General features: G+C 45.0%; 7 protein-coding genes. 4 read left to right on the forward strand and 3 right to left on the reverse strand.

Features of this window, described 5'->3' with window-relative positions; translation table 11 throughout:
• Positions 1–95 precede the first annotated feature (95 nt).
• Complete coding sequence (asnS, locus tag MSG38_RS07485; RefSeq protein WP_050643204.1) at positions 96–1,496, forward strand: asparagine--tRNA ligase; 1,401 nt, start codon at positions 96–98, stop codon at positions 1,494–1,496.
• A 134-nt stretch (positions 1,497–1,630) separates the two neighbouring features.
• Here the strand turns inward: asnS and MSG38_RS07490 are convergent, their stop codons facing one another.
• Together MSG38_RS07490 and MSG38_RS07495 are read right to left on the reverse strand one after the other, a co-directional pair.
• Positions 1,631–1,837 carry a hypothetical protein gene (locus tag MSG38_RS07490; RefSeq protein WP_004734707.1) on the reverse strand — a complete coding sequence of 69 codons (207 nt, stop codon included), beginning with the start codon at positions 1,835–1,837 and terminating at the stop codon, positions 1,631–1,633.
• A gap of 127 nt (positions 1,838–1,964) precedes the next feature.
• A complete protein-coding gene (locus MSG38_RS07495; protein WP_248401459.1) occupies positions 1,965–3,368 on the reverse strand; it encodes a PLP-dependent aminotransferase family protein in 1,404 nt (467 codons plus the stop codon).
• 218 nt (positions 3,369–3,586) lie between these two features.
• On the opposite strand from MSG38_RS07495, the gene MSG38_RS07500 reads away from it, so the two are divergent.
• The 3 genes from MSG38_RS07500 (at position 3,587) to MSG38_RS07510 (ending at position 7,071) form a co-directional block, all read left to right on the forward strand.
• Entirely contained in the window at positions 3,587–3,886 is a 300-nt protein-coding gene (locus tag MSG38_RS07500) for a hypothetical protein (RefSeq protein ID WP_017060414.1), read from the forward strand.
• Between the two features lie 250 nt (positions 3,887–4,136).
• The gene (locus MSG38_RS07505) at positions 4,137–5,678 is read left to right on the forward strand and encodes an HD domain-containing phosphohydrolase (protein ID WP_248401460.1); all 1,542 of its coding nucleotides are present in this window, start codon (positions 4,137–4,139) and stop codon (positions 5,676–5,678) included.
• Positions 5,679–5,880: 202 nt separating this feature from the next.
• Positions 5,881–7,071 (forward strand): amino acid aminotransferase, encoded by a 1,191-nt coding sequence (locus MSG38_RS07510; protein ID WP_019822582.1) that lies wholly within the window; start codon positions 5,881–5,883, stop codon positions 7,069–7,071.
• Between the two features lie 86 nt (positions 7,072–7,157).
• Here the strand turns inward: MSG38_RS07510 and MSG38_RS07515 are convergent.
• Positions 7,158–7,252: IS3 family transposase (locus MSG38_RS07515; protein ID WP_133146159.1), on the reverse strand; the 95-nt coding region annotated here is incomplete at its 5' end.

The following is a 7,252-nucleotide window of genomic DNA, read 5'->3' on the forward strand; positions in this document are numbered from 1 at the left end:
ATGTTTCGGTTAATTATTGTTCAAATGTATGTTTATTTGCAGCAATGCCAGAGACTTTGAGTTGAATTTGTCCCTCAATGGAGAATGAAATCAACATGACTTACGCGCCTGTAACAGACGTACTTGGCGGCAAGCTAGCGGTAGACAGTGAAGTAACTGTTCGCGGCTGGATCCGTTCACGTCGTGATTCCAAAGCTGGAATCTCTTTCCTTGCCATTTATGACGGCTCTTGTTTCGACCCGATTCAGGCCGTGGTTCCTAATAATCTTAATAATTACGAAAACGAAGTATTAAAGCTAACAACTGGCTGCTCTGTTGAAGTAACAGGTAAGATTGTTGAGTCTCCTGCGAAAGGTCAAGACTTCGAACTAGCAGCAACTGACGTTAAAGTTGTGGGTTGGGTTGAAGATGCTGACACTTACCCAATGGCTAAGACACGTCACTCTATCGAATACCTTCGTGAAGTTGCTCACCTACGTCCACGTACAAACGTGATTGGCGCAGTAGCACGTGTACGTAACTGTCTATCTCAAGCGATTCACCGTTTCTACCACGAGCAAGGCTTCTTCTGGACTTCTGCTCCGCTTATCACTGCATCTGATGCAGAAGGCGCTGGTGAAATGTTCCGTGTTTCTACGCTAGACATGGAAAACCTACCACGCACTGAAAAAGGCGACGTAGACTTCAACGAAGATTTCTTCGGTAAAGAGACGTTCCTAACAGTATCTGGCCAACTTAATGCTGAAGCTTACGCTTGTGCACTAAGCAAGGTTTACACGTTCGGTCCTACGTTCCGTGCTGAAAACTCAAACACAAGCCGCCACCTAGCTGAATTCTGGATGGTTGAGCCTGAAGTTGCGTTTGCAGACCTTAACGATGTAGCGAAACTGGCTGAAGACATGCTTAAGTACGTTTTCGCTGCTGTTCTTGAAGAGCGCCGCGACGACCTTGAGTTCTTCGCTTCTCGCATCGACAAAGAAGCAATCACTCGTCTAGAGCAATTCGTAGACGCTGATTTCGCACAAGTTGACTACACTGACGCAATCCAAATCCTACTAGACTCTGGTAAGAAATTTGAGTTTGACGTTGAGTGGGGCATCGACATGTCTTCTGAGCATGAGCGTTACCTAGCTGAAGAGCACTTCAAAGCACCTGTTATCGTTAAGAACTACCCGAAAGACATCAAAGCTTTCTACATGCGCTTAAACGACGACGGCAAAACAGTTGCAGCAATGGACGTACTTGCACCAGGCATCGGTGAAATCATCGGTGGTGCACAACGTGAAGAGCGTCTAGACATTCTAGACGAGCGTATGATTGCTATGGGTATCGACCCTGAGCACATGAGCTGGTACCGCGACCTACGTAAATACGGCACAGTGCCACACGCTGGTTTCGGTCTTGGTTTCGAGCGTCTAGTATCTTACGTAACAGGTATGGGCAACGTTCGTGACGTGATTCCATTCCCACGTACACCACGCTCTGCAAACTTCTAATTCGAAACCTATTCGATATTAAAAGTTAAGAACAAATAAAAACCTCCGCACTTGCGGAGGTTTTTTTATGTTCGGAATAAAACGAGACGACGGCTGTTTCAGCGTGCCACCATCTAAGACTCGTTATTCAAAAGCTAATCCACATCTTGGTCGATAGCGTATTTTATTGCGAGACCGCAGATTGCCATCATAACGAATGGGATCGCGGCAGTGGTGTATTCCGCCCACGCCATATCAGCGAATGCTTTTGCCAGCAGTACGTGGCCGAGAATAAGCAGAAGCGCACACACAATCGCGACAATAATCAGCTTAACTTCATTTCCCATAGTCATTTTCAACATAACGGTATCTCCAATATTTGGTCTACCGTTATTGAATCACAACTCTCTGGTCAATTAGGCGTACAGTTACCCCACAAACAACCCGTACAGTTGGAATGATTGTCTTTTTTATGAGGGACTTAAGATTTTACGAGTGCGTAAGTTGATGTGCCAGTTTGCCAAGCCAGATCAGCGCCTGTTCTTTCTCTTCTGTCAGTTCATAAGAGAAGTTCAATCGTATCGCGTTATCCACTCTGCCCTGCTCACTAAACAGATCGCCAGATGCGACGCTAATACCTTGCTCGATAGCCAGTTGATGAAACTGTTGGCTGTCGAATTTTTCAGAAAAGCGAATCCATATCAAGTAGCCACCAGCCGGCTCTTCAATCTCGATTGAATGCGGGAAGTACTGCTTAATGACATCGATAAATCGCTCTTTCCTGACGACAAGGTTTTTACGCAGTTTACGAAGGTGGTTGTCGTAGCTTTCATGTGTTAAGAAATGGGCGACACCAAGTTGAACTGGAGCACTGCTCGATAACGTAGAAAGAAGCTGTAACTTTTGAATCGCATCGTTAAAACGCGTGTTCACAACCCACCCTACTCGATAACCGGGACACAAGCTTTTTGAATACGACCCACAAAGCAAGACGGAATCGGTCTTATCGAAAGCCTTTAATGGCTTCGGCTTGTGCCCTTCATAATAAAGATCGCCATACACGTCATCTTCAATAATGTAGGTTCCATGCTGTTCTGCAATCTCTACCACACGGCGCTTTGCCTGTTCCGACAAACTGGTTCCCGTTGGGTTTTGAAAAGTCGTCATCAGCCAACACGCTTTAACATCTTGGTTTTGTAGCGCGTTTTCAAATTGCTCTATATTCAACCCATTGATTGGACAAACGTCCACTTCGATAGGGTTAAGCCCCAGCCTCTCGACAGCCTGCAGAGCACCATAGAATGCGGGAGATTCTATTACTACGTTATCACCCGACTTAGTGACCGTTTGCAGGCTCAAGTTGAGCGCTTCCATAGCACCCGACGTAATCACGATGTCTTGATGATTAACCGTAATCCCTTGCTGCAGGTAGCGTTGCGCGATTTGTCTTCTTAAAGACTCACTGCCCGGTGGCAAATTATTGATCACACTGGCGCCAGTCATCTTCCTGCCCGCGCTGGCAAGGTTTCGAGTCAAGGTAGGTAACGGGAACAGGTCAGGATCGGGGAATGCAGAGCCGAAAGGAACTACTCCTTCAGCTGAACTCGACTTCAAAAAATCAAATAAGCGGTCATTAATGGCTTTCTTTTCACTAACGAGTGGCGGTGCGTAATCAACGCCGTCCAGCCTTGGCGCTACAAAGTAGCCCGACTGAGGTTTAGCGATGATCCACCCTTCGCTTTCTAGCAACTGGTAGGCTTGTAACACAGTACTATTGCTGACGTTGTAATTTCGACAACTCATGCGTACCGAAGGGATCTTCTCTCCGGATCGCCACGTATTGTTGGCTATCTGAGTTCGAATATCCTTTGCAAGCTCTTCATAACGCGCCATCTAATTGTACTACCTAGAGAAATTCTGTAAGCCGGTGATTTTATCACTTACGCCAACAACTATTGCTGCTATCCATATGATCGCACCTAATTTCCACAATAGTGTGAATTAGTTCACAGATAACTTTGTAAGCTTTGCTAAGTTTGTACCCAAGGTAGGAGCTAAGTTGGCTTTCTACCTCAATAATTTGATGTAACCCAAAAACATGCGAGATAACAATGAAAAAAATAGAAGCAGACCAATTAAGTTATAAAGGAGAGTCAAACGGTGTTCACAGTTGGACAACACCCAGCGGTCAGCCATATTACTGGCACCCAGATTGGCTCCATATTGCTGAAGATGCGACAGGCTCACATCCAAAGCAAAAGATCGATGTCGAACAAGACCAAGCACCAACGGAAAAACACGCGGTGTCTGCTATTCTGAAACACATCAACCAATGGGCTGCAGACAAACTAGCGTCTCACCCTGAGATTGAAACCGGCTCAATCGAAGCTGAAATCAATCTCAAAAAGTAACGGGGTAAAGTAGATAGCGAACTCAATCACTCGCGATTCTAACCCAGTACACAGACTGAATAGCCTCGAACCTCGACCGAGGCTATTCAAGTATCTTCATAAAAATGCTGCAATAACCCCCACCTAGCTAACAAATCTCTAACACAAACCAGTTTCTTGTATCAATCCACGAAAGCTATCGATAGAATTTCCGGTCTTATTCACGTCAGTTATGCTAATCATTCACAACTCTAACATCGTGAATCAATGAATGCGTGAATCTAATAAGAATGAGAACAAAGGCTTATCGATGGATACTTCAAATTACAATCAATCGCTAACGACTAAGTTATACGTCATTGCTGGCGTGCTGTTTGGTACCTATGGCAGTCGGGTGTGTCCTATGCTCGAGAGCTTAACGACGTTAGAGATTTTCACACAAGTCAGTATTGTGTTTGTCTTATTATGGCTCGCGCGTCGTTACCTATTGGCGCAACATACCTTGGTCAAGCAAGGCCGATTCGCGCAACTCGATACTCTGCTATTTTTTGCTGCAAGTGTGCCTTTCGCGCTCTACTACAACTTAAGCTATGAATTCACCATAGATAGCAATTTTAAGGTGCTGTTTGGAATGAGTCTATTCGGCTTTTTTACCGGAACCATTCTTCAATTGAACGCTAAGCTCAGCCAAATGGATAAAATGGAGACGACTGGACAATTCGACTTCCAACTGGTTGGTGAAAGAAGTTCACTTGTCAAGCAGATGATAGGCTTGGTTATCGTGCTTCTGGTAACACTAACCACCATGCTAACTATGATTGCTGTCAAAGACATCTTTTGGCTGGAACATAACCCTGACCGCTTATTGGACGGCACCGGCAAGATCAGCGTGATCAAAGAGTTTATTTATTTAGCTGTGGTACTGGGTGGCTACGCGATAACTATCATGACGCTTTGGAGCAAGCTAATTAAGCGCATTCTCCTAAGCCAAGAGCACGCATTAAACAAAGTCACCAATGGCGAGCAAGGCGTTCGCTTACCTATTTTCGGCTACAACGAGCTTGGCTCAATGGCATCTATGACCAATACCATGCTTGATAGCCTCGAAACCGCGCAAAACGAAGTCAAAACCACACGTGACGTGGCCATTGTGAGCTTATCGGCATTGGCTGAATCTCGAGACAATGAAACAGGCGCACATATCCTCAGAACTCAAGAGTACGTCAAAGTACTCGCACAAGAGCTCAGCAAATCAGAAACCCACTCAAGCTTGTTAACACCAAACTACATCGAGTTGCTTTACAAATCTGCGCCTTTGCACGACGTGGGCAAAGTCGGTGTTCCTGATAGCGTATTATTGAAACCGGGTAAATTGACGGACGAAGAGTTTGAGATAATGAAAGGTCACCCCGCGATTGGCGCTGAAGCGTTATCTATTGCAGAAAAGCAGTTGGGAAGTAGCTCTTTCTTAAGAGTCGCAAAGGAGATATCTCTGACTCACCACGAGAAATGGAATGGCAGTGGTTATCCTAATCAGTTGTCTGGTGAAGATATCCCGTTATCTGGCCGTTTGATGGCATTGGCCGATGTTTATGATGCGCTCATCTCGAAGCGAGTCTACAAGCCAGCCTTTACTCACGAACAAGCCAAACAGATCATCTTAGAGGGCAATGGGACGCATTTTGATCCGCAAGTTGTCCAAGCTTTTCTAGCGGTTGAACAAGCGTTTGTTTCAATTGCCGCGACCTACAAAGATGGCAAAAATGTAGCCAGTGAACTCGAGCGCGAAAGCTTTATTGCTCAACCTGCCTAATCTATTCAAAAACCACTAACTTCTTGCACCCTATAGGTTAATCCGTAGGGTGTTTTGTTATCAAATACCCTCTTTAGTCAATAAATCTGATTGAAATGGATTTTTTTTAGCCTTTCTGTTCACTTCGTATTGTCTTAAAAATTCCATACAGGTATAACTACCCATAGATACTATCCCCTCTCAATTGACATGGATGAAGATTATGTTTGAAAAAGTGTTAGCTGCTCCCGCCGATCCTATCCTCGGCCTTACTGAAGAGTTTAAAAAAGACTCTCGTGCAGAGAAAATCAACCTTGGTGTTGGCATCTACAAAAATGAAGATGGTCAAACGCCTGTACTTAAAACAGTAAAGAAAGCAGAAGCTGCACTTCTTGAAAACGAAAAAACCAAATCTTACCTAACGATTGAAGGTACGGCTGAATACGGTCTAGCGGTTCAGAAACTTCTTTTCGGTTCAGACGCAGAGATCGTTGCATCTCAACGCGCTAAAACAGCACAAGCTCCAGGTGGTACAGGTGCACTTCGCGTAGCGGGTGAATTCATCAAGCGCCAACTGGGCGACGTAAAAATCTGGATCAGTAACCCAACTTGGGCTAACCACAACGGCGTTTTCGCTGCTGCGGGTATCGAAACTGCTCAATACAGCTACTACAACGCTGAAACTAAAGACAAAGACTTCGCTGGCATGGTTGCTGACCTAGAGAAAGCTTCTGAAGGCGATATCGTTCTTCTTCACGGCTGCTGTCACAACCCAACAGGTATCGACCCAACAACTGAAGAGTGGGAAGTTCTGGCTAAACTGGTTGCTGAGAAGAAACTGCTTCCTCTATTCGATTTTGCTTATCAAGGTTTTGCAAAAGGCGTTGAAGAAGATGCTGCTGGCCTACGTATTTTTGCTCAATACAACAAGGAGATCCTTGTTGCTAGCTCGTTCTCTAAGAACTTCGGCTTGTACAACGAGCGTGTTGGTGCATTCACTCTGGTTGCTGAATCTGCAGACGTAGCAACAACAGCATTCTCTCAAGTTAAGAGCATTATCCGCTCTATCTACTCTAACCCACCAGCGCACGGTAGTGCTGTCGTTACTCACATCCTTGGTGATGCTGATCTACGTGCTGAATGGGAAGCAGAAGTAGCAGAAATGCGTGACCGTATCCAAGAGATGCGTGAACTATTCGTAACGACACTGAAATCAGAAGGTGTTGATGCAGACTTCACATTCATCGAACGTCAAAACGGCATGTTCTCGTTCTCTGGCCTAAGCAAAGAGCAAGTGACTCGCCTAAAAGACGAATTCGCAATCTACATTGTTGGTTCTGGCCGTATCAGTGTTGCTGGTATGACTAAGTCAAACATGGGTCCTCTATGTAAAGGGATCGCTGCGGTTCTTTAATCGAAAAGCGAAACCTTTATTTGCAGACCAATAGATATGCAAAAGCCAGCAATTATGAAGTGACCCCATAAAGTTGGACATTTCTGTTAAGCGGCTTTCAAGGCCTGAGTTCGATATTCTATCGGAGTCAGGCCTTTTAGTTTCACTTTTATACGTTTGGTATTGTAGTACTCGATGTATT

It is taken from the genome of Vibrio sp. 1CM24A (assembly GCF_023161725.1).
GTDB lineage: Bacteria > Pseudomonadota > Gammaproteobacteria > Enterobacterales > Vibrionaceae > Vibrio > Vibrio coralliirubri.